Source organism: Streptomyces mangrovi, assembly GCF_900114215.1.
Classification (GTDB): domain Bacteria; phylum Actinomycetota; class Actinomycetes; order Streptomycetales; family Streptomycetaceae; genus Streptomyces; species Streptomyces barkulensis.
Window position 1 is genome coordinate 258,360 of sequence record NZ_FOSG01000008.1, and the last position, 24,035, is coordinate 282,394.

Annotated in this window: 16 protein-coding genes; 6 read left to right on the plus strand and 10 right to left on the minus strand. The window is 72.6% G+C overall.

What is annotated here, in order from left to right; translation table 11 throughout:
* Window positions 1-90: 90 nt before the first annotated feature.
* Window positions 91-5,862, minus strand: coding sequence for a glycosyl hydrolase family 18 protein (locus BM237_RS14280; RefSeq protein ID WP_093849983.1), 5,772 nt, complete (start codon window positions 5,860-5,862; stop codon window positions 91-93).
* A gap of 269 nt (window positions 5,863-6,131) precedes the next feature.
* On the opposite strand from BM237_RS14280, the gene BM237_RS14285 reads away from it, so the two are divergent.
* Window positions 6,132-7,547, plus strand: a complete 1,416-nt coding sequence (locus tag BM237_RS14285; protein WP_093849984.1) for a S28 family serine protease — start codon at window positions 6,132-6,134, stop codon at window positions 7,545-7,547.
* Between the two features lie 113 nt (window positions 7,548-7,660).
* Here the strand turns inward: BM237_RS14285 and BM237_RS14290 are convergent, their stop codons facing one another.
* Window positions 7,661-9,049, minus strand: a complete 1,389-nt coding sequence (locus BM237_RS14290) for a hypothetical protein (protein ID WP_139238106.1) — start codon at window positions 9,047-9,049, stop codon at window positions 7,661-7,663.
* A gap of 123 nt (window positions 9,050-9,172) precedes the next feature.
* Complete coding sequence (locus tag BM237_RS14295; protein WP_093849986.1) at window positions 9,173-10,315, minus strand: LacI family DNA-binding transcriptional regulator; 1,143 nt, start codon at window positions 10,313-10,315, stop codon at window positions 9,173-9,175.
* A 116-nt stretch (window positions 10,316-10,431) separates the two neighbouring features.
* Here BM237_RS14295 and BM237_RS14300 point away from each other — a divergent pair, with 116 nt between their 5' ends.
* Genes BM237_RS14300 through BM237_RS14310 form a run of 3 tightly spaced genes read left to right on the plus strand, consistent with a single transcriptional unit; the run spans window position 10,432 to window position 13,639 of the window.
* Window positions 10,432-11,601 carry a Gfo/Idh/MocA family protein gene (locus BM237_RS14300; protein ID WP_093849987.1) on the plus strand — a complete coding sequence of 390 codons (1,170 nt, stop codon included), beginning with the start codon at window positions 10,432-10,434 and terminating at the stop codon, window positions 11,599-11,601.
* Window positions 11,598-12,767, plus strand: coding sequence for a dihydrodipicolinate synthase family protein (locus tag BM237_RS14305; RefSeq protein WP_093849988.1), 1,170 nt, complete (start codon window positions 11,598-11,600; stop codon window positions 12,765-12,767). Before BM237_RS14300 ends, BM237_RS14305 begins: the two co-directional genes overlap by 4 nt.
* Window positions 12,764-13,639, plus strand: coding sequence for a sugar phosphate isomerase/epimerase family protein (locus tag BM237_RS14310; RefSeq protein WP_093849989.1), 876 nt, complete (start codon window positions 12,764-12,766; stop codon window positions 13,637-13,639). Before BM237_RS14305 ends, BM237_RS14310 begins: the two co-directional genes overlap by 4 nt.
* A gap of 137 nt (window positions 13,640-13,776) precedes the next feature.
* Here BM237_RS14310 and BM237_RS14315 read toward each other — a convergent pair whose 3' ends face one another.
* Window positions 13,777-14,004 (minus strand): hypothetical protein, encoded by a 228-nt coding sequence (locus BM237_RS14315; protein WP_093849990.1) that lies wholly within the window; start codon window positions 14,002-14,004, stop codon window positions 13,777-13,779.
* Window positions 14,005-14,497: 493 nt separating this feature from the next.
* On the opposite strand from BM237_RS14315, the gene recD2 reads away from it, so the two are divergent.
* Entirely contained in the window at window positions 14,498-16,720 is a 2,223-nt protein-coding gene (gene recD2 / locus BM237_RS14320) for an SF1B family DNA helicase RecD2 (RefSeq protein ID WP_093849991.1), read from the plus strand.
* A 132-nt stretch (window positions 16,721-16,852) separates the two neighbouring features.
* Window positions 16,853-18,157 carry a citrate synthase gene (locus BM237_RS14325; protein WP_093849992.1) on the plus strand — a complete coding sequence of 435 codons (1,305 nt, stop codon included), beginning with the start codon at window positions 16,853-16,855 and terminating at the stop codon, window positions 18,155-18,157.
* Window positions 18,158-18,681: 524 nt separating this feature from the next.
* Here the strand turns inward: BM237_RS14325 and BM237_RS14330 are convergent.
* From BM237_RS14330 to BM237_RS14350, 6 genes are all read right to left on the minus strand, one after another.
* Window positions 18,682-20,511 (minus strand): ABC transporter ATP-binding protein, encoded by a 1,830-nt coding sequence (locus BM237_RS14330; protein ID WP_139238107.1) that lies wholly within the window; start codon window positions 20,509-20,511, stop codon window positions 18,682-18,684.
* Window positions 20,477-21,016, minus strand: a complete 540-nt coding sequence (locus BM237_RS14335; protein WP_093849994.1) for a lasso peptide biosynthesis B2 protein — start codon at window positions 21,014-21,016, stop codon at window positions 20,477-20,479. The genes BM237_RS14330 and BM237_RS14335 overlap by 35 nt, the downstream gene beginning before the upstream one ends.
* Window positions 21,013-21,264, minus strand: a complete 252-nt coding sequence (locus BM237_RS14340; RefSeq protein ID WP_093849995.1) for a lasso peptide biosynthesis PqqD family chaperone — start codon at window positions 21,262-21,264, stop codon at window positions 21,013-21,015. Before BM237_RS14340 ends, BM237_RS14335 begins: the two co-directional genes overlap by 4 nt.
* Complete coding sequence (locus tag BM237_RS14345; RefSeq protein ID WP_093850036.1) at window positions 21,261-23,156, minus strand: asparagine synthase-related protein; 1,896 nt, start codon at window positions 23,154-23,156, stop codon at window positions 21,261-21,263. Before BM237_RS14345 ends, BM237_RS14340 begins: the two co-directional genes overlap by 4 nt.
* A gap of 19 nt (window positions 23,157-23,175) precedes the next feature.
* Complete coding sequence (locus BM237_RS28735) at window positions 23,176-23,295, minus strand: keywimysin-related RiPP (protein ID WP_107415231.1); 120 nt, start codon at window positions 23,293-23,295, stop codon at window positions 23,176-23,178.
* 297 nt (window positions 23,296-23,592) lie between these two features.
* On the minus strand, window positions 23,593-24,035 hold a 443-nt coding region (locus tag BM237_RS14350), incomplete at its 5' end, for an HAD-IC family P-type ATPase (RefSeq protein ID WP_139238108.1).

Genomic DNA, 24,035 nt, shown 5'->3' on the forward strand with positions numbered 1-24,035 from the left:
GGCGGGGGCGGGAATGGGGGCGGGGCGGGAACGGCCGACGGCCCGCCGGAGGGATCCGGCGGGCCGTCGGTACGGGTGGTGCGGGTGGCGTCAGCCGGCCGGGACCGGGCCGAGCCTGGTCCACGGGTTGTCCGGATCGCTCGCGTCGGGCGTGTCGCCCCTGGTCCAGTACTTGGCCTTCCAGTAGTAGCCGCCGTGGGAGACGACGGTGCGGGTGATGCCGCCGGGATCACCGGCGACGGCGTGGGTTCCGGCCGCGTTACCGCTGTTGAGCGGCTCGGCGACGAAGTCGGACGACGATCCGGTGGTGTCGTTGTGGGTGATCAGCGTGTAGGAGGCGCCGTGCTGCGGGGCGTTCGCGGGGTCGCCGTCGGCGTCCAGCAGCCGCCACCGCTGGCCGCCGGCGCTTCCGCAGTCGCGGACGTTCAGCGACGCCAGTTTCCTCTGGGCCCCCAGGCACTGCTCTTTCCCGTTGCTGCTGTTGGTGATCCGGAACACCCCGTCGCCGCCGTCCGGTTCGATGTCCCACAGCTGGTGGACGTTGTCCCGCGAGGGGTAGAGGTGGGCCCGGTCCCAGCCGGCCGGGTGGTCCAGGAGGTTGCCGCTGTTGACGTCCTCGATCTTCCACTGGTCGCCGGTCTGCCACAGGGTGAACGGCGCCCAGGCCGGGTTGTAGGTGCGCCCGGCGTCCCAGGCCTCGGCCTTGCACGCGGCGCCGCCGCCGGAGGCGTCGGGTTCCACGGTGGTGGTGCCCTTGCGGTGGTCCTGGGCCAGTCCGTACTCCTCTCCGCCGATTTCGAGCTTGAAGTTGGCGGGCCCGGTGATCGGCAGGTAGTACTTCAGCGCGATGTCGCGTGAGGAGCCCGGGGCGATGTCCTCGCAGTAGCCGAGTCTGATCGTCACCCGGTGGAAGTCCCCGTCGAGGCCGCCGGCGCTGGGCCCGGTGTGGCCGGGTTCGACGGCGTCCTCCATCTCCTGCCACGCCTCGTCCTTGAGCAGGGGCGGGGCGGAGGTGGGGATGTCGAAGGAGAGTTCGGTGCCCTCCGGCAGGGTGGTGTCGGTGTCGTTGGTGATGCGCAGCTTGGGCTGCTGGGGCCACATCTGCGCGGTGTCGGTCGGGTAGTCGGTCAGCTCGGCGGTCACGTCGACCACCTCGGTGGGCAGTTCGGTCCCGCCGTTGCGGGTCGCGTCGTACTCCCCGGCGTCGCGCAGGGCGTTGTCCAGAGCCTTGGTCATGGTGTAGCCGGGGACGCACTCCCGGTCCTGCGGGCAGTTGTAGTCGCCGGCCAGTTCCCACACCATCGCGCCGCCCGCGCCCTTGGCCGCGATGTAGTCGGCCTTGGCCCGCACGTCCTGCTCGTCCTGCGTGGACAGGAACACCTTCTTGTCCCCGTTCCACAGCCAGGACGCCTTGAGGGTGTCGTCCCAGTGACGGGTGTAGCCGTCGACCCGGTTGGCCGGGTCGGCCGGGTTCAGGCCGAACTGCTCGCGGTAGGAGGGCGGGATGCCCCTCTGAAGATTCTTGGCGTGCCACATCGGGTTCGATCCGGCCGCGACCTCCCTGCCCCGGTCGGTGTCGTGCCAGAGGTTGTCGATGCCGGTGGCTCCGGCGCCGCAGGGCGTGGTGCCACCGTTGGGCCCGGTGCCGTCGGAGCACTGGCTCTGGTCGGCCAGCTCCGCCCGGCCCCACAGCCCGTCCTCGCCGCCGGTGACCCCCTTCCAGCCGCGCGTGTAGTACGGGACGCCGATGTTGATACGCCCGGACTGCAGCGCGCCGCGCAGGTAGTGGTAGGACCAGTCGGTGTTGAAGTAACCCAGCTTCCCGTACTCGGGGTTGGCCTCCTCGTCGTAGATGCCGGCCGCGGCCAGCTCGGCGTCCTTCCCGTCGTCGTACAGCGGGGACTGCGGGCCGACGTAGGGGTTCCACGAGCCGTGGAAGTCGTAGGTCATGGTGTTGACGAAGTCCAGGTACTGCAGCGCGCGGAAGTCCTCCTGGCCGCGCAGCAGATATCCGGACGCCGATGCGGCGGCGGTGAGCTGGTAGTAGTGGCCGTCGTCGGCCGAGGCCCGGTCCAGCTTCTCGCGCAGCGTCCTCATCAGCGCCGTGTAACCGGCGTTGAGCCCCTTGCGGCGCGGGTTGGCGACGTGCCAGTCGGCCGGGTTGCCCGCGTCCATCAGGGCGGTGGGGTACTCGTAGTCGATGTCCACCCCGTCGAAGCCGTATGTCCTGATGAACTCCACGGCGGAGTCGGCGAAGGTGTCGATGGCCGGCTGGTTGACGCTGCCGTCGGCGTTGGTGGCCAGGGTGTAGAAGCCGCCGTCGGCGATGCGTTCGCCGCTCGCGTCGAAGTGCCCGCCGGTCTCGGCCCAGCCGCCGACCGAGATCAGCGTCCTCACCCGCGGATGCTGCTTCTTGTACTTGTTCAGCAGGTTGAAGTTGCCCTTGTACGGCAGGTCGGGGTCCATCTCGGCGCCGGGGACGCCCGGCCAGGTCATCCCGGTGGCCGGGTTGGCCGGGTCGGAGGTGTCACCGACCGAGACCCGGTTGTCCTCGATGTGCGCGAAGGCGTAGTTGACGTGGGTGACCTGGCCCCAGGGGATGCTTCCGGGCAGGTACATCGGCTCGCCGTCCTTCCCGGTGCGCCAGCCGGTGAAGTACCCGACCAGCCGCCGCGGGTGCCGCTCGCCCATCCGCTCCCGGCCCTTGTCGTCGTGGAGCAGGCAGTACGGGGTGTTGACCCCCTCGGTGGGCGTCATGCCGTCGGGGCGGCACTTGGGCTGGTCGGCGGCGTCGGTGGACCACGGTCCCGGTCCCTCGGGCTCGGGATCCTCCGGCGGCAGGGGGCCGGACATCAGGGCCTGCTTCTGGACCACCAGCGGGGGCGGCAGCTCCTGGAGCCAGTCCAGCTCCCGCAGGGCGGGCCACATCTCGGTGAGGGACATGGGCCCCTTGACGACGGTGGTCCCGGACAGGTCGGACCGGTCCACGTTCAGCATCACCGCCCGGTCGCCGGAGACGAGGACGGTCAGGCTTCCGTACAGGGTCATCGCACTGTCGACGTGTTGGTCGAAGCCGGTGCCCGCCAGGACGGGCATCGCGGTGGCGATGGTGGCCGGCTCCTTGATCCAGCTGTCGTTGTTCTGCTCCAGGGTCATGTTGAGCAGCCCCACCAGATCACCGCGGAACATCAGCACACCGCCGCCGGTGTGGTCGTTGGCGGCGGCGTCGACGCCGCTCTCGAACGGGGTGCCCCGCAGGACGTGGAAGAAGTCCCCGATCGGCCCGGGGCCCTTGACCACCTCGTTCTGCGCACTGCCGATGGGTCGTTGGACCCGGACGTACTGGTCCCCGCGCAACAGGATGAGCTGGAAGTACGTCTGGAAGCCGCAGCAGTACGACGAGAAGGCGGTGTCCACCCCGTCCTCGAACACGGTGCCCCGCAGGCTGTCCAGCTCGTCGGCCAGGGAGCCCTGTCCGAGGAGCCGCCCCTCGGCCTCACCGAAGTCGGCGGAGGTGCCGTCCCGGTTCACGGTGGGGTCGAGACGGGCGTGCCTGCCCCCCTTGAACAGGTAGTGGTCCTCGTACACGTGGCCCTTGTCGTCGTCTCCGTACCGGCCGGTCCACACCGAGGCGTCGACCAGGGTCTTGACGGGGGAGACGGTGGTGTCGTCCGGGGAGCGCGAGGCGGAGCCGGAGCACCGGAAGGTCCGGTCGGTGTCATCGGCCAGGTTGGCCGCCTTGCTCAGGCAGGCGCCCATGGCCCGCTGGCCGTGGGCGTTGGGGTGGATGGCCTCCTGCTGGTCGCCCTGCGACTCCCAGGGCACGTCCTTCGTCCCGTCCAGGAGGTAGGGGACCCAGCGGATCCACTCGGCGTCGGCGGCGGGCAGCCGGTTGTCCGGGCTGTTGGAGCTGCTCGCCTGCCGGGCGGTCCTCGCGCACAGCTCATGACCGGCGAAGGCGTTCTGCAGGTCGAGGAAGACCGCGCCGCTCGCCTCGGCGGCCCGGCCGATCATCGCGCTGATCCGGGGCACCACGGAACTGTGCGCCCAGTCCGCGTCGACGTCCCGGAAGGGGCAGCCGCCGCTGCGGTAGCGGCTGTAGTCGACCAGGTCCTGCGGGTACTCGAAGTCCGCGCCGCGCGGCAGCGGGTTGGGGTAGGACTGCAGCACGATGCGGTAGTCGGTGTCGGACTGGCCGGCGTCGCGCAGCGTCTCGCGGATCTTCCGGACGGTGCCGGCGACCTTCTGCTCCACGTCGTCGAGGGCGGCCGCGAACGCCTCCTCCTCGGTGTCCCTGCACGGTGTGGATCCGAAGATCATGTACGACTTCGCGCAGGCGGCGATCAGGTCGGAGAAGTTCAGGTCGTTGCCGCCGATGGAGAGCGCCACCAGGGAGACGCGATGGTCCTCGGCGATCTCCGCGAGCTGTTCCACCTGGGGGTTCTGCCCCTTGAACTCCTCCTCGACGACGTGCTCGGTCTCCGATCCGGAGCAGGCGATGTTGAACCGCCGCTCCTCGGGGACACCGAGTTCGGCCGACATGATCGGCGCGGTGTCCGAGCGGTCGCACCGGTTGCCGCCCTCCGCGTAGGAGGAGTCGCCGTAGACCCGGGTCAGATCGTGGTCGCAGTCGTCGGCCGCCGAGCAGTTCACGGCTGCCCGGTCCGTGCCCCACACATGGCCGCTCGCCGAGGTGTTGGCGTTGCCCGCCCAGCGGCCTCCCTCGCCGGAGATGAAGCTGTCGCCCATGGAGACGACGGCGGACGGCCGCGAGTCGTAGCCCTCGCACGCCGCGCCGTCCTCGGCGGCCGTGCTGTTCCCGGCGTCCGGTGCGGAGGGGGCCGGCGGCACGGGGGCCCGCAGTACGTCCCGCAGCATGAGGTTCGACGGGAAGTGGACCGTCACGAAGTTCCAGATCCCGCAGATCGTCGCGCCCGGGTCGGCGAACAGCACGGGATAGTGGTCCGAGCCGCCGTTCGAGCCCAGCCGCACGGTGTGGTCGGCGAGCTGCTCGTCGGCCACCATGAAGTCCAGTGCGTAGCCCGACTGCTGGGTGGGGGCGGGCTCCCCGTTGCTCTTCTTCGCGTAGTAGACGTGGCCGCCCGCCGTGTCGGTGAACGTGTCCGGCTTGCTGTTGAAGTCGCCCAGGACACGCCAGTGCTCGCCCGCGGGCACACTGTCCGCCACGGCGCTCACCAGATCCCTGGCGTGCCCGTTCTGCGCGTCACCGGACCGCCTGGACTCCGTGTGGATGCCGAAGAACCAGGTGTCGCCGAACTTCAGCCCGAGTGCGGGGCGCGAGCGCAGGTAGTGCGTGGCGGCGTTGGGGGAGTCGGCCGCCCGGACGATCATCGCGTCGTCCGGGCGGACGGCGCTCCAGATCGCCATGGACTTGCCGGAGTTGCCGTTCGGGTCCACCGGCTCCCCGGCGCCCTGGAGGTTGTAGATCTTGAGGTAGTACAGGTAGCCGGTCTCCGGGTTCGCCCGGGGCTTGCCCCATCTCAGCTCGTGCAGGCTGTACTTGAGGCTGGGCAGACCGGTCGGGGTGGTGTCCAGGTCCCCGAGGTTGTCGTGGATCCGGTTGGCGGCGGTGAGCGCCGTACCGCTGGGCGGCGTCTGCGCCTCCTGGAGCGCCACCAGATCGGCCGCGCCGATCAGGTTCTGCACCGGGGAGGACCATTTGAGGCCGCCGCCCTGCATGTTGAAGGTGATGGCCCGCGTGGGCACGGGCGCCACGGCGGCGGCCGGTTTCGCGGGTGTCAGGGCCGCCAGCAGGCCGGCCAGCAGGGCCAGGACCAGCAGCGCGGGGAGGGGTAACGGCCGGGACCGGGCCCGGCGCAGGCCGGTGGGGGGTCTGCCCATGGAAGGCGCTCTCTCTTCTCTTGTCGGGGCCGCGCGGGCGGCGCGGAACGGCACCGGGACGGGCGTCGGGGTGCTGTGGAATTTTTGCAAACGCCGGTAACAAATCAGTGAACTCCCCCGGACACCGGCCAAAGCGGTACGGGGCGGCCGGCGGCGCGGTGCGCGGCGAGTGCGGTTCTCCGGGTTCCGGCGCCAACACGCCCTGGCGGGTCAGGTGTTGCGCCGGATAGGTTCGCCGCGTTCACGGACAAGCCCACGGGAGGGCACACATGCGCAAGGCGCTCAGAGCGCTGCTGACCCTGCTGGTGCTCATCGGCACCGTCAGCGTCGGCAGCGCGTCGGCGGGGGCCGCCACCGCGGCCGGGACCGACATCGAGGACCGCATCCTCGCGATACCGGGGATGCGTCTGATCGAGGAGAAGCCGGTCGACGGCTACCGCTTCCTCGTGCTGGGCTACCGGCAGCCCGTCGACCACCGCAGGCCCTGGAAGGGCGGCTTCGAGCAGCGCCTGACGGTGCTGCACAGGGGCGAGGACCGGCCCACCGTCTTCTACACCTCCGGCTACGGGCTGCGCACCACGCCCTCGCGCAGCGAGCCGACACGGATGACCGACGCCAACCAGGTCTCCATGGAGTACCGCTTCTTCACCCCGTCGCGGCCCCAGCCCGCCGACTGGTCCAAGCTCGACATCTGGCAGGCGGCCAGTGACCAGCACCGCGTCTTCCGCGCCCTGCACCGGATCTACGACGAGGAGTGGATCTCCACCGGCGGCAGCAAGGGCGGGATGACGGCCACGTACTACCGCCGCTTCTACCCGCACGACATGGACGGCACGGTCGCCTACGTCGCGCCCAACGACGTCAACGACAAGGAGGACTCGGCCTACGACGAGTTCTTCGCCACCGTCTCCACCGCCGAGTGCCGCGAGCGGCTGAACACCGTGCAGCGCGAGGTCTTCGTGCGCCGCGACGAGATCGTGGCCCGCTACGAGGCGTGGGCGAAGGAGGAGGGCTACACCTTCGAGGTCGTCGGCAGCGCCGACAAGGCATTCGAGAACGTCGGCCTGGACCTGGTGTGGGCCTGGTGGCAGTACGGATCGGAGTCCGACTGCGGCCAGGTGCCCACCGCGGACGCGACCACCGACGAGCTGTACGACTTCGTCGACCGGGTGGCGGGCTTCTCCTTCTACACCGACCAGGGCCTGGAGTACTACACGCCGTACTACTACCAGGCCGGCACCCAGCTCGGCGCGCCGAGCTTCGACACCCCGCACCTGGACGGGCTGCTGCGCTACCCGGGCATCTACGACCCGCGCTCCTACGTCCCGCGCGAGATCCCGATGAGCTTCGACAGGAAGGCGATGCGCGACATCGACAAGTGGGTGCGCAAGGACGCCGAGCGGATGCTGTTCGTCTACGGCGAGAACGACCCGTGGGGAGCGGAGCCCTTCCGGCCGGGCCGCGGCAGTGAGGACTCCTACGTCCTGACCGCGCCCGGCGCCAACCACGGCGCGAACATCGCCGCCCTGGAGGAGGACGACAGGGCCCTGGCCACCGACGCCCTGATGCGGTGGGCCGGCCTGGACGCCGACGCCTCCGCGAAGCGGAAGGCGGCGCCGCTCGCGCCGTACGACGCGAAGCTGGACCGGGCCGACAAGGCCGACCGGCGGATGCTGCGCCCGTAGGGCGCGCCCCGCAGGAGGAAACGGTGGGCGCGACCGGGCTTCCGGTCGCGCCCACCGCCGCGTACGGACCGTGTGTCCGGACGGGGTGCCCGGACCGTGTGTCCGGACGGGTGTCAGCCGCGCGGGTGGAACACGAACAGCAGTCCGCCGCCGTCCGCCATCGGGGAGAAGCCGCCCGCCTCCGGCAGCGACAGGAACGGCACCTCGGTGCCCTGGGGCAGCGCCTCGGGCTCACCCGTGGAGAGGGAGACGGCGACGGGCGCGCTTTCGGTCGTCCCGCCACCCCCGGCGAAGCCGTAGGCGGTGCCGTCGTCGCCGACGGACAGCAGCCGGACGCCCTTGCGCTGGTCGGTCTCCCCCAAGCAGTGGGCCCTGCCGCGTTCGAAGTCGAGGGCGAGGGCGCCGACGACGGCGTAGCGGCCGTTCGCGGACAGCACCGGCCGGGGCGGTGCGTCGGCCGACCGTTCCACCGTGCGGCACGGGGCGGACATCTCCAGCTTCCCGGTACTCAGGTCGTGCACGGCCCACACCGGCCGGCCCAGGGGGTCGTCCTCGGCGGTCCAGGAGGAGATGACGTGGTCGCCGGCGGTCGTCCACAACCGGCCGTCCTTGTACCTCTCGTACTCCTGCGTGTCGACGCCCGGCGGAACGGCGTCGCTCGCCTGCCAGCCCCCGTCGACGCCGAAGCCGCGGGTGGAGAGCGCGATCACCGGACCGGCGGGGGACAGCGCGCCCACCTCACCGCTGCCGCAGCCCACCTTCCGGCAGTAGACGGGCAGTTCCTGGTCGGCCCGGTACGTCTCGAACCGGCCCGTGGAGACGTCGACCGCCGCCGCGTTCCAGCCGAGGTCCTTCCAGCGGACCAGGAGCCCGTCCCCGCCGTCGCGCACCTCGACGTCCCCGGAGCGGGTGTCGGCCGGGACGGTGACGGTCCGGGCGGGGGCGACCTTCTCCCCGGACGAGCCGGCCGGGTAGAGGGCCAGGGAGATCACCTTCTCGCCCTTGCTGAGCGCGTCCTCGCCCTGGAGGCCGTGCGCCCAGACGACGACGTACTCGCGCCCCTTCTCGTGCACGACGAGGAGTCGGGGGATCCGCGGCGCCCGTATGGACAGGCCTCCGTCGTCCTCCGCGGCCGGCGGCTCCCACGGCTCGCCCTTCCAGCGCAGGGCGCCGGTGACCGCGTCACGGGCCTCGACGGAGTAGGCCCCGCCGTCGCGCTGGAGGAAGGCGACGATCCCCGCTTCGGGCGCGGCGTCCACCGGCGCGGTCCGGGCGCCCTCCGGCAGCCAGGTGACGGTCTCCTGCCAGCCCTTGGAGGTGTCGAAGCCCTCCGGGGCCTTCACCGGGGTCCTGAGCGGCTTCTCGGCCCCGATGGGCGGCTTGCCGGAGCCGTCGGCGGCGGACCCGGGCCCGCCCGTGCCGCCCTCGTCGCCGCTCCCGCCGCATGCGGCCAGCAGCCCCGCGGCCACCACGGCCGCGAGCGCCTTCCTCACGGTTGTCACCGCGCGCCTCCTCGGGCAGGGGGCGGCGTTCCCTGCCGACTCCCCCCATAGCATCGATCAGGTCGCCCGAAGACTACCGAGCGTCCACGGCGGCCGGTGCGGGCGGCCCGGGCAAGAGGTCCTTCAACCGGCTTGTGGAACAGGTCGGTTGGCGCGCGGAGCCGCGGTCGAGGCGCGGACCATCAGCTCGGTGCGGACGGTCGCCACGCCTCCGGGGGGAGCCGACTCCCGGCCCAGCGCCAGCCGTCCGGCGCGGGCGCCCGCGTCGTGGAGCGGGATGCGGACGGTGGTCAGGGCGGGGGAGGCGTCCGCGCTGAAGGGCAGGTCGTCGAAGCCGGCCACGGACACGTCCCCGGGGATGCTCAGGCCCGCCTCGCGCAGTGCGGCGCAGACGCCGAGGGCGACGGTGTCGTTGGCGGCCAGTACGGCCGTCAGGCCCGGCTCGCGGCGCAGCAGCTCCAGGGTGCCGTCGTAGCCGGAGGAGCGGTCGTACGCGCCGTGCACGGTCAGACGCGCGGCCTCCGCGAGCAGGTCGTGACCGTGGTCGCGGCCGTGGTCGGCCAGGGCGGCCCGGTGGCCCTCCAGCCGGTGCCGGGTGGTGGTGCGCTCGGCCGGGCCCGCGACATAGCCGATGCGGCGGTGGCCGAGTGCGAGCAGATGCCCGGTCAGGCGGCGGGCGCCGCCGCGGTTGTCGAAGGCCACGGTGAGCGGCGCCCCGCCGCCGGGGATCCCCTTCCCGCCGTCCCCGGTCCCGCCGTCGTCCCCGTCCCCGTCCGCCTCGGGCAGCGGCGGCCTGCCGCACAGCACCACCCGGGTGCCGGCGGCGGCCAGCCGGCGCAGCCGGGCGGACAGCGCCTCGGCGTGCTCCGGGTCCTCCACCGCGCTGCCGGTGAGGACGACGGCGGCGGCGCGCTGGCGCTGGAGGAGCGTGAGGTAGGTCAGTTCGCGCTGGGGGGAGCCGCCGGTGTTGCACACCACCGCCAGTTTCCCGCCGGCCTTCTCCGGTTCCATCTCCGACTGGACGGCGCTTGCCATGATCCCGAAGAACGGATCGGCGATGTCGTTGACGAGGACGCCGACGAGATCGGAGCTGGCGGCGGCCAGGGAGCTGGCCGGCCCGTTCACGACGTACTCCAGCTCCTCCACCGCGCGCAGCACCCGGCTGCGGGTGGCCCCGGCCACCGGGTAGTTGCCGCTCAGTACGCGCGAGACGGTGGCCGCCGAGACCCCGGCCCGGGCCGCCACGTCCGCCAGCGTCACTGCCATCGATTCCTCCGGTGCGGTTCTTCCGCGGGTGTCGTCTGCGGGTCTTGTCGTGAGTGCTGTGGGCAGGCTAGCTTGCCCTGGGATAGAAAGCGCTTTCTAAAGCGAGAGGGAAGCTCATGACACGCAGGGTCGTACGGATCGCCATGAACGGCGTCACCGGCCGGATGGGATACCGCCAGCATCTGGTCCGCTCCATCCTCGCCATCCGCGAGCAGGGCGGACTGGAGCTGGGCGACGGCGATGTGCTGTGGCCCGAACCGGTCCTCGTCGGGCGCCGCGAGCACGCGCTCAGAGCGCTCGCCGAGCGCCACGGCCTCGACCCCGACGCCGTGAGCTGCGACCTCGACGCCGTACTGGCCGACGAGAGCGTCGAGATCTACTTCGACGCCCAGGTCACCTCCGCCCGCGAGGCCGCCATCCGCAAGGCGATCGCCGCCGGCAAGCACGTCTACACCGAGAAGCCCACCGCCACCGGCCTCGACGGCGCGCTGGAACTGGCCCGGCTCGCCCGCACCGCCGGCGTCAAGCACGGCGTGGTGCAGGACAAGCTCTTTCTGCCGGGACTGCTCAAGCTCAAGCGGCTGATCGACGGCGGCTTCTTCGGCCGCATCCTGTCGGTGCGCGGCGAGTTCGGCTACTGGGTCTTCGAGGGCGACTGGCAGCCCGCCCAGCGCCCCTCGTGGAACTACCGGGCCGAGGACGGCGGCGGCATCGTCGTCGACATGTTCCCGCACTGGGAGTACGTGCTGCACGAGCTGTTCGGCCGGGTGCGCACCGTCCAGGCCGTCACCGCCACCCACGTCCCGCAGCGCTGGGACGAGATGGGCAAGCCGTACCAGGCCACCGCCGACGACGCCGCCTACGGCATCTTCCAGCTCGACGGCGGGATCGTCGCCCAGATCAACTCCTCCTGGACCGTGCGGGTCAACCGCGACGAACTGGTGGAGTTCCAGGTCGACGGCACCGAGGGGTCGGCCGTCGCCGGACTGCGCACCTGCCGCGTCCAGCACCGCTCCGCCACCCCGAAGCCGGTGTGGAACCCGGACCTGCCGGTGACCGAGTCCTTCCGCGACCAGTGGCAGGAGGTGCCGGACAACCACCCCGAGGGCGGGGAGTTCGACAACGGTTTCAAGGCGCAGTGGGAGCTGTTCCTGCGTCATGTGGTGCTGGACGAGCCCTACACCTGGGATCTGCTGGCCGGCGCCCGCGGCGTCCAGCTCGCCGAACTCGGCCTGGCCTCGGCCGCCGAGGGCCGCCGCCTCGACGTACCGGAGCTGAGCCTGTGATCCGCCTGCCCGACGCCTGCGGCGTCCTGCGCGAGTACACCCCCCGCACCGAGCCCGCGGTGCCCGCCGCCGGGAGCCCGCCGCCGGCCTCCCGCACGGTGTTCTCCGCCGCCCACGTCGTCGCCGACCCGTTCGCGGACGTGACGCCCGACGGCCCGGCCGCCGTCGACTGGGACGCCACGCTCGCCTTCCGCCGCCATCTGTGGTCCCACGGGCTCGGGGTCGCCGAGGCCATGGACACCGCCCAGCGAGGCATGGGCCTGGACTGGGCCGCGGCCGCCGAGCTGATCCGCCGCTCCGCCGCCGAGGCCGCCGCCTGCCGGGGCCGTATCGCCTGCGGGGTGGGCACCGACCAGCTCACCGGCCCCGCCGCGTCCCTGGGCGAGGTCCGCACCGCCTACGAGGAGCAGCTCGCCGTGGTGGAGGAGGCCGGCGCCCGGGCGATCATGATGGCCTCCCGCGCCATGGCCGCCCTCGCCCGGGGCCCCGAGGACTACCTGGAGCTCTACGGGCACCTGCTGCGCCAGGCGTCCGAGCCGGTGATCCTGCACTGGCTCGGCCCGATGTTCGACCCGGCGCTCACCGGCTACTGGGGCAGCGAGGACCTGGACGCCGCCACCGAGACCTTCCTCGCCGTCGTCGCCGAGCACCCCGACAAGGTCGACGGCGTCAAGATCTCCCTGCTGGACGCGGGCCGCGAGGTCGCGCTGCGCCGCCGACTGCCGGACGGGGTGCGCTGCTACACCGGCGACGACTTCAACTACCCGGAACTGATCGCGGGCGAGGACCCCGCGGCCGGCGGGCGCTTCAGCCACGCCCTGCTGGGCGTCTTCGACCCGCTGGCGCCGCTGGCGGCCGAGGCCGTGCGGGTGCTGGACACCGGGAACGCGGCGGGCTTCCGCAAACTGCTGGACCCCACCGTCGAGCTGTCCCGCCACCTGTTCCAGGCCCCGACCCGCTACTACAAGACCGGCGTGGTGTTCCTCGCCTGGCTGGCCGGGCACCAGGAGCACTTCGCCATGGTCGGCGGGGCGCAGTCCGCGCGCTCGCTGCCGCACCTGGCACGGGCGTACGAACTGGCCGACTCCCTGGGACTGTTCCCCGACCCGGCGCTGGCCGAGGCGCGGATGCGGCACCTGCTGGCGGTGTACGGGGTGGCGGCGTGAACGCGTTCCCCGAAGCCCCTGGGGCCCCTGGCGCCGGCGGGTCCGCCGGCCCCGGCCGCTTCTCCATCAACCAGGAGACCGTCCGGCAGCTCTCCCTGCCCGAACTGGTGAAGGAGTGTGCCTCGCTGGGCGTCGGCGGCGTCGGCCTGTGGCGGGCGCCCGTCCGCAAGTACGGGGTGGAGGCCACCGCCCGCCTGGTGCGGGAGGCGGGTCTGACCGTCACCAGCCTGTGCCGCGGCGGCTTCCTCACCGCCGCCGACCCCGCCGCGCGCCGTGCGGCGCTGGAGGACAACCGGGCGGCGGTCGACGAGGCGGCCGGGATCGGCACCGACACCCTGGTCCTGGTCTCCGGCGGGCTGCCCGAGGGCGACCGCGACCTGTACGGCGCCCGCGAGCGGATCGCCGACGCGCTGGCCGAACTGGCCCCCTACGCGGTCGGGCGCGGGGTGCGGCTGGCCATCGAGCCGCTGCACCCGATGTTCGCCTCGGACCGCTGCGTCGTCTCCACCCTCGGACAGGCCCTGGACCTGGCCGAGCGCTTCCCGGCCGAGCAGGTCGGCGTGGTCGTGGACACGTACCACATCTGGTGGGACGACCTGGCGCCCGCGCAGATCGACCGGGCGGGGCAGGGCGGCCGCATCGCCGCCTTCCAGCTCGCCGACTGGTGCACCCCGCTGCCGGCGGGCGTGCTGCTGGGCCGCGGGCAGCTCGGGGACGGCTCGGTCGACTTCCGCTTCTGGCGCGACCGGGTGGCGGCGGCCGGCTACACCGGCTGGACGGAGGTGGAGATCTTCAACGAGGCCCTGTGGGACCGCGACGGCCGCGAGGCGCTCGCGGAGACGGTGGAGCGCTTCCGCGCCCACGTCCTGTAGGGGCCGCCGTCCCGCAGGGGCCGTTCCGCGGGGGCGGAGCCCGCCGGGGCCGCAGGACGGACGCGGTCCGCCACCGTCGCGCCGCGGACCGCGCCGGCCGCCGTCGCCTCCCGTCCGCACGGGAGGCGACGGCGGCGTCACCGCGCGCCGCCGCGGTCCTGCTCGGCGCCCTCCGCGCCCTTGCCGCCCTCGGCCTGCGAAGGGGTGGCGGCCGGGCCCTTCTCCCCGGCGCCGGCGGCCTTCCTCGCCGCTCCCTTCCTCGTGGCGGCTTCGGCCTCGTGCCGCTCGTGCAGCCCGCGTGACTGGTCGATGCCCTCCTCGTCGTCCCGCTCGCCCTCGGCCTGGGACGGGGTCCACCCGCTCATGCGCCGTCTCCTCACTGTCGGATGCCGTCACGGTCGCCTCCCGCCGCTCCCGAACGCCGGAGCCTCCCGCCGCTCCCGTCCGCCGGAGGGCTCCGGCGGAGCCGTTGGGCGGGGCCGGCCCGGTGGGGTCCCGGGGAAGCCCGGGCCGGGTACCCGGACCCGCGCCGATTCCACTTCCGCCGCCCGCCGCAAAGGCACCGCGGGAGAACCGGCGGAAAAAATCTTGTTCCGCCGTGCAACCCTTCCGGCCCTCCGAGGGTCATAGCGGGTGTCGGTCGAACCGGGGAGGGATCTCGGGGGAGGGTGAGACCGACGGGGGACACGAGGGGCCCCGGCCGTTCAGGCCGGGCCCCTCGTAACGTTCCGCATGTTCCGCATGTTCCGCGGCGTTCCGCCCGCGGCGGGAACCCGCACCACCCCGCACCGCCCCGTACCCGCCGCGTCCCCGCGGCCGGGATTCCGGTTGTCGGTCCCCGGAGTTACGGTCTGTGACATGTCGTTCCAACCCGCCGTCCTCGAGGCCGTCCTCGAGCGCATCACCTACGCCAACGAGGAAAACGGCTACACGGTCGCCCGTGTCGACACCGGGCGCGGCGGCGAGCTGCTCACGGTCGTCGGCTCGCTGCTCGGCGCACAGGTGGGGGAGTCGCTGCGGATGGAGGGCCGCTGGGGCTCGCACCCGCAGTACGGCCGCCAGTTCACCGTGGAGAACTACACCACGGTCCTGCCGGCCACCGTCCAGGGCATCCGGCGCTATCTGGGCTCCGGCCTGATCAAGGGCATCGGCCCGAAGATCGCCGAGCGGATCGTGGACCACTTCGGGCTGGAGACCCTGGAGGTCATCGAGAACGAGCCGGAGCGGCTGATCGAGGTGCCCGGCCTCGGCCCGAAGCGGACGAAGCTGATCGGCGCGGCCTGGGAGGAGCAGAAGGCGATCAAGGAGGTGATGGTCTTCCTCCAGGGGGTGGGGGTGTCCACCTCGATCGCGGTGCGCATCTACAAGAAGTACGGCGACGCCTCGATCTCGGTGGTGCGCAACCAGCCCTACCGGCTGGCCGCCGACGTGTGGGGCATCGGCTTCCTGACCGCCGACCGCATCGCGCAGGCCGTCGGCATCCCGCACGACAGCCCCGACCGGGTGAAGGCCGGGCTGCAGTACGCGCTGTCGCAGTCGGCCGACCAGGGGCACTGCTACCTGCCGGAGGAGCGGCTGATCGCCGACACCGTCAAGCTCCTCCAGGTGGACACCGGCCTGGTCATCGACTGCCTGGGCGAGCTGGCGGGCGAGGAGGAGGGGGTGGTGCGCGAGCGGGTCCCCGACCCGGAGCACCCCGAGCAGCGGGTCTCGGCGGTCTATCTGGTGCCCTTCCACCGCGCCGAGCTGTCCCTGTCGGCCCAGCTGCTGCGCCTGCTGCGCACCGAGGAGGACCGCATCCCGGCCTTCCGGGACGTCGACTGGGAGAAGGCCCTGGCCTGGCTGGCGAAGCGCACCGGGGCCGAGCTGGCCCCCGAGCAGCGGGACGCGGTGAAGCTGGCGCTGACCGAGAAGGTGGCGGTGCTCACCGGCGGGCCCGGCTGCGGCAAGTCCTTCACCGTGCGGTCGGTGGTGGAGCTGGCGCGGGCCAAGCGGGCGAAGGTGGTGCTGGCCGCGCCCACCGGCCGGGCGGCCAAGCGGCTGTCGGAGCTGACGGGGGCGGAGGCCTCCACCGTCCACCGGCTGCTGGAGCTCAAGCCCGGCGGGGACGCCGCCTACGACCGGGAACGACCGCTGGACGCCGACCTGGTGGTCGTCGACGAGGCGTCCATGCTGGACCTGCTGCTGGCCAACAAGCTGATCAAGGCCGTGGCGCCGGGCGCCCATCTGCTGCTGGTGGGGGACGTGGACCAGCTGCCGTCGGTGGGTGCGGGCGAGGTGCTGCGCGACCTGCTCTCCGAGGGCAGCCCGGTCCCGGCGGTGCGGCTGACGCGGATCTTCCGGCAGGCCCAGCAGTCCGGCGTGGTCACCAACGCCCACCGCATCAACTCCGGGGTCCCGCCCATCACCCGGGGTCTGTCGGACTTCTTCCTCTTCGTGGAGGACGACACCGAGGAGGCCGGCCGGCTCACCGTCGACGTGGCGGCCCGGCGCGTCCCGGCGAAGTTCGGCCTCGACCCGCGCCGCGACGTACAGGTGCTGGCGCCGATGCACCGGGGCCCGGCCGGCGCGGGCACGCTCAACGGGCTGCTCCAGCAGGCCATCACCCCCGGCCGGCCCGATCTGCCCGAAAAGCGATTCGGCGGACGGGTTTTCCGGGTGGGCGACAAGGTCACTCAGATCCGCAACAACTACGAGAAGGGAGCCAACGGGGTCTTCAACGGCACGGTGGGCGTGGTCACCGCCCTGAGCACGGAGGAGCAGCGCCTGACGGTGCGCACCGACGAGGACGAGGAGGTGGGCTACGACTTCGACGAACTGGACGAACTCGCGCACGCCTACGCGGTGACCATCCACCGCTCCCAGGGCAGCGAGTACCCGGCGGTGGTCGTACCGGTCACCACCGGCGCCTGGATGATGCTCCAGCGCAACCTGCTCTACACGGCCGTGACCAGGGCCAAACGCCTTGTGGTGCTGGTGGGGTCGCGCAGGGCTCTGGGCCAGGCCGTGCGGACGGTCTCCGCGGGACGGCGCTGCACCGCCCTGGACCACCGATTGCGCGGCACGCCACACCCCGCGTAACTTTCCGGAGGCACTCCGTGCCACCTGCGGGCCTGCTGGCCGACCCCGAGTGCACCGCACCGCACCGAATGGGAGACAGTGGGACGAGGACAGGGCACTCGAAGATGAGGCACTACGTCGGTGAGGGATGACGTGAGCGAACACCGTGAAAGCGATGGCGCAGTAGTACTGCGGTACGGGGACGGCGAGTACAGCTTCCCGCTGGTCGGCAGCACTGTCGGTGACAGTGGTTTCGACATCTCCAAGCTGCGCGCCCAGACCGGTCTGGTGACCCTGGACTCCGGTTACGGCAACACCGCCGCGTACAAGTCGGCGGTCACCTTTCTCGACGGCGAGAAGGGCATCCTCCGCTACCGCGGGTATCCGATCGAGCAGCTCGCCGAGCACGGCACGTTCCTCGAGACGGCTTACCTGCTGATCAACGGAGAGCTGCCCACGGTCGACCAGCTGGCCGGCTTCCGCAACGAGATCACCCAGCACACCCTGCTCCACGAGGACGTCAAACGGTTCTACGACGGCTTCCCGCGGGACGCCCACCCGATGGCGATGCTCTCCTCGGTGGTGAGCGCGCTGTCCACCTTCTACCAGGACAGCCACAACCCCTTCGACGAGCAGCAGCGGCACCTGTCCACCATCCGGCTGCTCGCCAAGCTGCCCACCATCGCGGCGTACGCGTACAAGAAGTCGGTGGGCCACCCGGTGGTCTACCCGCGCAACGACCTGGGCTACGTCGAGAACTTCCTGCGTATGACCTTCTCGGTCCCGGCCGAGGAGTACGAGCTCAACCCGGTCGTGAGCAGTGCCCTGGACAAGCTGCTCATCCTGCACGCGGACCACGAGCAGAACTGCTCGACCTCCACCGTGCGTCTGGTCGGCTCCTCCCAGGCGAACATGTTCGCCTCCATCTCCGCCGGGATCAGCGCCCTGTGGGGCCCCCTGCACGGCGGCGCCAACCAGTCGGTGCTGGAGATGCTGGAGCGCATCAAGGCCGAGGGCGGTGACGTCGACTCCTTCATCCGCCGGGTGAAGAACAAGGAGGAGGGCGTCCGGCTGATGGGCTTCGGCCACCGCGTCTACAAGAGCTTCGACCCCCGGGCGAAGATCATCAAGGCGGCGGCGCACGACGTCCTCTCCGCGCTCGGCAAGTCCGACGAACTGCTGGACATCGCGCTGAAGCTGGAGGAGCACGCGCTGGCCGACGACTACTTCGTCGAGCGCAACCTCTACCCGAACGTCGACTTCTACACCGGTCTGATCTACCGGGCCATGGGCTTCCCGACCACCATGTTCACCGTGCTGTTCGCGCTCGGCCGCCTGCCCGGCTGGATCGCGCAGTGGCACGAGATGATCAAGGAGCCGGGCTCCCGCATCGGCCGTCCGCGCCAGATCTACACCGGCGTCGTCGAGCGCGACTACGTCCCGGTGGAGCAGCGCTGAGCGCGCCTCCGGGCGCCTAGAGCCACCTGCCGCGGCCCCCGCTTCGCAGCCTTTCGGGATGCGGAGCGGGGGCCGCGGTGTGTTCCCGGCGCGGGGGAGCGGTGGAGGAGGCGTGAAGAAGGGTGACGCAGGTCACACATAAAGAGGGGTAACCATTCGGCGGACTCGTGTGTCTTATGGGGTGGCGTCGGTACTCCGGCGGAGCCGCCGCCGCCCGCCGTGTTCGTCTGTGGGGGACGAGGACGGTGGTCCGCAGGCGGTGTGCCTCGGGGGAGCTTGAGCGGCCCTCCCGCCCGTACACCGCCCGGCAGACACCCGGCCAGGATCCCGTGGGGGGAGTCCATGACCGGGAAGAGGAGGCGCCCCGTCGACGGGCCCGTGGGGGGACTCGTCGTTCGGGGCGCTTCTGTGTGCGCAGGGCCTTGCCGCGGAAGCCGGGCGTGCCCCTGCCGGCGGGGTCTGCCGTGCGGGGTCTGCCGTGCGGGGTCTGCCGTGCGTGCCGTGGGAGTCCCGCCGTGCGGCGCTCACGGGGGACCGCAGGAGCCCTTCGCGGTCCGGGCGGGGGAGCGGTCCGTCACGAGCTGTGTGGCGGCGAGCCCGGCGTACAGCGAGTCCGAGCGCAGCAGATCGGCGTGGCGGCCCACCGCGCGCACCCGGCCGCCCTCCATGACCACGATGCGGTCGGCCCGCACCACCGTGGAGAGCCGGTGCGCGATGGTCAGGACGGTGGTCTCGGCGGCGAGTTCCACGACGACCTCGCGCAGCGCCTCCTCGTTGACCGCGTCGAGCTGCGACGTCACCTCGTCGAGCAGCATCAGCCCGGGCCTGCGCAGCAGCGCCCGGGCGATGGCGATCCGCTGGCGCTCGCCGCCCGACAGCGTCACCCCCCGGTGGCCGACCTGTGCGTCCAGGCCCCCGGGCAGCCGCTCGACGAGGCCGTCGAGCCGGGTGCGCGACACCGCGCGCCGCACCTCCCCCTCCGGTGCGTCCGGAGCGGCCAGCAGCAGGTTCTCCCGCAGGGTTCCGGCCAGCACGGGCGCGTCCTGCTCGACATAGGCGATCGCCGACCGCAGTTCGGCCAGCGGCCAGCGGCGGATGTCGCGCCCGCCGACGGCCACGGTGCCCGCATCGTGCTCGTAGAAGCGCTCCAGCAGCGCGAACACCGTCGACTTCCCGGCGCCGGAGGGGCCCACGAGCGCCGTCAGACCGCCGGCGGGCACCTCGAAGGTCACCCCCCGGTGCGCCGGTTCCCGTCCGTCGCCGTAGCCGAAGACCACGTTCTCGAAGGCGACGCCGAGCGGGGGCACCCCCTTCGGCGACGCCCCCTTCGGAGCCGGCCCGCTGTCCAGGTGCTCCCCCGGCAGCTCCTCGATCTCCCGGATGCGCCGCACCGCGGCCAGCCCGCTGCTCAGACCGCTCCAGCCGTCGGTGACCCGGCCGAGAGGGCCCATCAGGGTGAAGAGGTAGAGCAGGAAGGCGACCAGCGAGGAGATCTCCATCGCTCCGGAGACGGTTCTGGCACCGCCGACCCCCAGCACGGCGAGGAAGGCGAACTGCATCGCCACGGAGGTCGTGACGTCGGAGACCGAGTTCCACCAGGCCACCGCCACACCGCGGTCGTGGGCCCGGCGGGCCGCCTCGAAGACGGCCGCGGTCTCGCGTTCCTCGGCCCCGCTGGCCTTGACGGTGCGGAACGCCTGCAGCGCGCGGTCCAGCGCCGAGCCCATCGCGCCGACCGCCTCCTGCGCCTGGTGCTGCGCCCGCTGGATCCTCGGCATGAGCAGGGCGAGCAGGCCCAGGGCGAGGAGTACGGCGAGGAGGGTGACCCCGAGGAGGACGAGATCCACGACCGCCATCAGAACGACGGTGCCCAGCAGGACCAGCACCCCGGTGACCGCGTCGGCGACGTTGCGGGAGAGCACTGTGCGCAGCAGCGAGGTGTCACCGGTGGCGCGGGAGAGCAGGTCGCCGGGGGTGAGCCGGTCGACGGCCGCGACCCGCAGCCGCAGCATCCGGCCGACGAGCCGCCGCCGGGCCCGCAGGACGGCGGCCTCGCCGGTGCGGGCCATCAGATATCCGCCGGCCGCCGCGAGGAACGCCCCGAGGAGCACGACGAGCGTGAGGACGAGCAGCGGGCGGACGGGTGAGCGCCCGTCCGCGAAGGCGTCCACGGCGTGCTTGGCCATCATCGGCATGGCGAGGTCCGCGCCGGAGCCGAGCAGGGACAGCAGCCCTCCGCCGACCAGGACCCGCCGGTGCGGCCGGACCTGTTCCAGGAGCAGCCGCACCGGGGAGGGGCCGACGGCCGGCCCCCGTTCCTCAGCCTTCCCCGGCCCCGCCGCCGGAGGCTCCACGGCCCGATCCGTCGGTCCCCCCACCGGTCCCCCCGCCGAAACCGCCGAAACCGCCGGAACCACAGGGGCCTTCACCCGAGTCACCGCCGTCCCCTTTGCCCACCGTCACCGTCATCAGAGGCCGCAGGCCGTCCGGCTCCTGCTCCCCGACCGCCCTGCCCCCGGCCCGTACCCAGGCGTGCGCGGAGAAGGGCGGCGCGCTGCGCACCCCCGCGCACCAGTCGGGCCACTCCCCCGACATCCGGCAGGCCAGAGCGATGGCCACGGAGCGCGGCAGGCAGCCGTACCAGCCGGCGCATCTGCGGCTGGTGGCCACCACCGCCTCGTACACGCGCAGGGTCTCCTCGTACCCGGCGGGACGGGCGCCGCGGCTGATCCGGGTCAGCACCCGGCGCAGCCGCCCCGGCCGCAGCCGGCTCAGCACCAGGGCCGCGGCGACGGCCGTGCGCACCCGGACGCCGCCGGAGCCGGAGCCGCGGCGGGGCATGGTCATCTCGGTGGTCACGGCGCGAGGAGCTCCGCCTCGACCAGCCGGCCGGTCAGCTCCGCGACGTCCGCCTCGGCCTCGGCACGGCCGACGTCGTACTCCTCCAGCAGCCGCTCCACGGCGGCCTCCCGGCCCCGCCCCTGGGCGAGCGCTTCCACCACGACGGTGCCGCACTCGTTCAACTGCCAGTACGAGCCGCTGCGTTCGTCGAGCAGCACGGCGCCGTACTCGGTGGTGGTCATGGCCACACCCTGTCTGAGCTTCACGAGATCGCCTCGCTCCTGTCGGGATCGCGGTGTTCCTCCCCGGCCGGCCAGGCGCCCTCGGCCGTCCGCAGCCAGGTCTCGCAGGAGACCGTGGAGTCGACCGGGTACTGCTGGAGGACGGGGGAGTACGGGTCGTCGGCCAGCCGCCCGAGCCGGGCGGCGTCGACGAGCCCGCGCCGGGCCAGCAGGGAGCCGTCCCACAGCGCGCGCAGCTCGGCGGAGTGCTCGCGCAGCCCGCGCACGTCGTCGGCCGACATGTGGTCCTTGGTGGTCCGGGCCAGCAGGCGGTCGGGCATCACCTCGCGCACCGCCTCCACCAGCAGCGGCTTGTACCGCCAGGGGACGACCCGGTCCTCGACGCGGACGGAGAGGACGGCCTCGACCACCCGGTCGTCGTAGAACGGCGCGGCCACCGGCAGGCCGGCGGTGACGCCCACGTCCTCCAGCGCCTGGAAGCCGCGGGCCCCGGCCCGGACGGTGTCGAGGTCCGTGTGCCGTCCGGGGCGGGGGCTCAGCGGCTCGGCGTGCCCGGCCGCCGAGCGGAGCTCGTCGAGAATCAGGGCCCCGGCGTCACCGGTGAGCCAGGGCGGCAGCGACTGCCGGGGCCCCCAGGACAGCCGTGGGCCGCGGTCGTCGGGCGGCTCGCGGGTGACGGCGCCGGCCAGCCAGGTGGCGTACGAGGGGCGCGCCAGCAGGCCGCGCAGGGTGGGCCACAGAGGCCAGCCGTACTGGTGCCGCAGCGCGCCGATCCGGTTCCACGCCTTCAGCGGGCTGCCCGGGAGCAGATCCAGGCAGGCCGAGGGCAGGCCGTTGAAGAGTTCGTCACCGCCGTAGCCGGTGAGGTGGTAGCGGGATCCGGTGGCGGCGGCGCGGCTGAGCAGCAGATACGCCCTCGCCCGCGCGGGGGCGACGGGGAAGGGCTCGTCGAACAGCTCCCGGGCGCTGCCCCCCAGGTCCGCGTAGAACAGCGGGGCGTCGCCGGCCGGGACGACATGGTGCTCGACGGTCCGCCCGGCGCCGCGGCGGGCGTCCTGAGCGCCCCGGCGGGCCCACGTCTCGTCCTCCGAGTGGCCGTCCCGCGCGGCGACGGTCAGCAGCGCCGTCTCCCGCTCGCCCGGTGTCCGCCGGGTCAGGAAGACGACGGAGGTGGAATCCAGCCCGCCGGAGAGTTCGCAGCTGATCCGGGTGTGCCCGGCCAGGTGGGCGCGGACGGAGTCCGCCAGCGCGGCGGCCAGGAGGGGGGCGCCCCGCTCCGTGCCGAGTTCCGGCTCGGGCGGCTGCCACCAGCGCCACACGGTGTGGCGGGGGCCGCCGGGGCCTTCGCGCAGGCTGAGCGCGTACGCGGGGTCGATCTCCTCCAGACCGTGCCACAGGGGTCGGTGCCGCAGCGGGTGCGGGACGAAGTCCAGCAGGCGCAGGGCGAGTGCGCCGTCGTCGATTCCGGCCCCGGTGAGGTGGGCCAGGAGGGCGGGCCGGTCGGAGGCGACGCGTCCGCCGGCGCACCGGGCGTGGTAGACGCGCCGGTGCCCGGACGCCGTACCCCGCACGCAGACCTCGTCCCCCATCCGGGAGACGACGTGGTGGATGCCGGGCAGCCGGGTCAGCCGGCGGTGGAGGTCGGCGGTGTCGCGGGCCGGGCCGAGGACGCCGAGGAGGTCGGCCTCGGGGACGCGGTTCGGACCGATCAGTACAAGGGAGTCGTCGCCGCGCGTGACATGGCTGACCTGTCGGAAGGGGAGGCGGAAGACGATCCAGGGGCGCCCCGAGGGATGGCGGACGGCCCCCTCGTCCGCCGCCTTCGCCGGGCCGCCCGGGCGAAGACGCCCGGCCACGGCCCGCCCTTCGGCCGTGTCCGGGAGGACCGCGAAGAAGTCACGCAGGTGACCGGGCATCTTCTCCACCACGGGACGGTCAGACGAACCGGCGGCTGAAGTACTCCTTGTACTTCCCGAAGAAGTAACCCGCGGTCCTCTTGCGGAAGCTCCCCTGGTCGAAGAGGGCGGGCTTCACATAGGTCTTCTTCTGCTTCATGTCGTGCGCACTCTCCTCTGTCGACAGAACAGCCGTGTACTGGTGCGAACGTTCACACGCGGTGTGTCGGCTGTTGCTGGAGTGACGGACGGGATCACACTCACAGCGGGATCGGCGGGTCCGCAACGCACTTTTGCGCCATCCTGGGCGGCCGGCGGAAGCCTGGATTTGCCATAGAAACCATTTGGCGCTCATATGATCGGCTGTCTGCCCATGTCGTCGGCCGGGCCCGGAACCGAGCCCGGAACCGGGCCCGGCCGACGACATGGGCGGTCCGGGGCGAACGCCCCGGACCGGTCAGCGGAAGGCGCGCAGCCGCAGGCTGTTGGTGACCACGAAGACCGAGGAGAAGGCCATGGCGGCTCCCGCGATCATCGGGTTGAGCAGACCGGAAGCGGCCAGCGGCAGGGCGGCGACGTTGTAGCCGAAGGCCCAGAAGAGGTTGCCCTTGATGGTGCCCAGGGTGCGACGCGACAGCCGGATGGCGTCGGCGGCGGCGCGCAGGTCGCCGCGGACCAGGGTCAGGTCGCCGGCCTCGATGGCGGCGTCGGTTCCGGTGCCCATGGCCAGGCCGAGGTCGGCCTGGGCGAGGGCGGCCGCGTCGTTGACGCCGTCGCCGACCATGGCCACGGAGCGGCCCTGGCTCTGGAGGCGCTTGACGGTGTCGACCTTGTCCTGGGGCATGACCTCGGCGATCACCTCGTCGATCCCGACCTCGCGGGCGACGGATTCGGCCACCG

Bases quoted from the DNA above. Each gene is read 5' to 3' on its own strand.
- BM237_RS14280 (WP_093849983.1), bottom strand. From the start codon at position 5,862: ATGGGCAGACCCCCCACCGGCCTGCGCCGGGCCCGGTCCCGGCCGTTA.
- BM237_RS14285 (WP_093849984.1), top strand. From the start codon at position 6,132: ATGCGCAAGGCGCTCAGAGCGCTGCTGACCCTGCTGGTGCTCATCGGC.
- BM237_RS14295 (WP_093849986.1), bottom strand. From the start codon at position 10,315: ATGGCAGTGACGCTGGCGGACGTGGCGGCCCGGGCCGGGGTCTCGGCG.
- BM237_RS14300 (WP_093849987.1), top strand. From the start codon at position 10,432: ATGACACGCAGGGTCGTACGGATCGCCATGAACGGCGTCACCGGCCGG.
- BM237_RS14315 (WP_093849990.1), bottom strand. From the start codon at position 14,004: ATGAGCGGGTGGACCCCGTCCCAGGCCGAGGGCGAGCGGGACGACGAG.
- recD2 (WP_093849991.1), top strand. From the start codon at position 14,498: ATGTCGTTCCAACCCGCCGTCCTCGAGGCCGTCCTCGAGCGCATCACC.
- BM237_RS14345 (WP_093850036.1), bottom strand. From the start codon at position 23,156: ATGCCCGGTCACCTGCGTGACTTCTTCGCGGTCCTCCCGGACACGGCC.
- BM237_RS28735 (WP_107415231.1), bottom strand. From the start codon at position 23,295: ATGAAGCAGAAGAAGACCTATGTGAAGCCCGCCCTCTTCGACCAGGGG.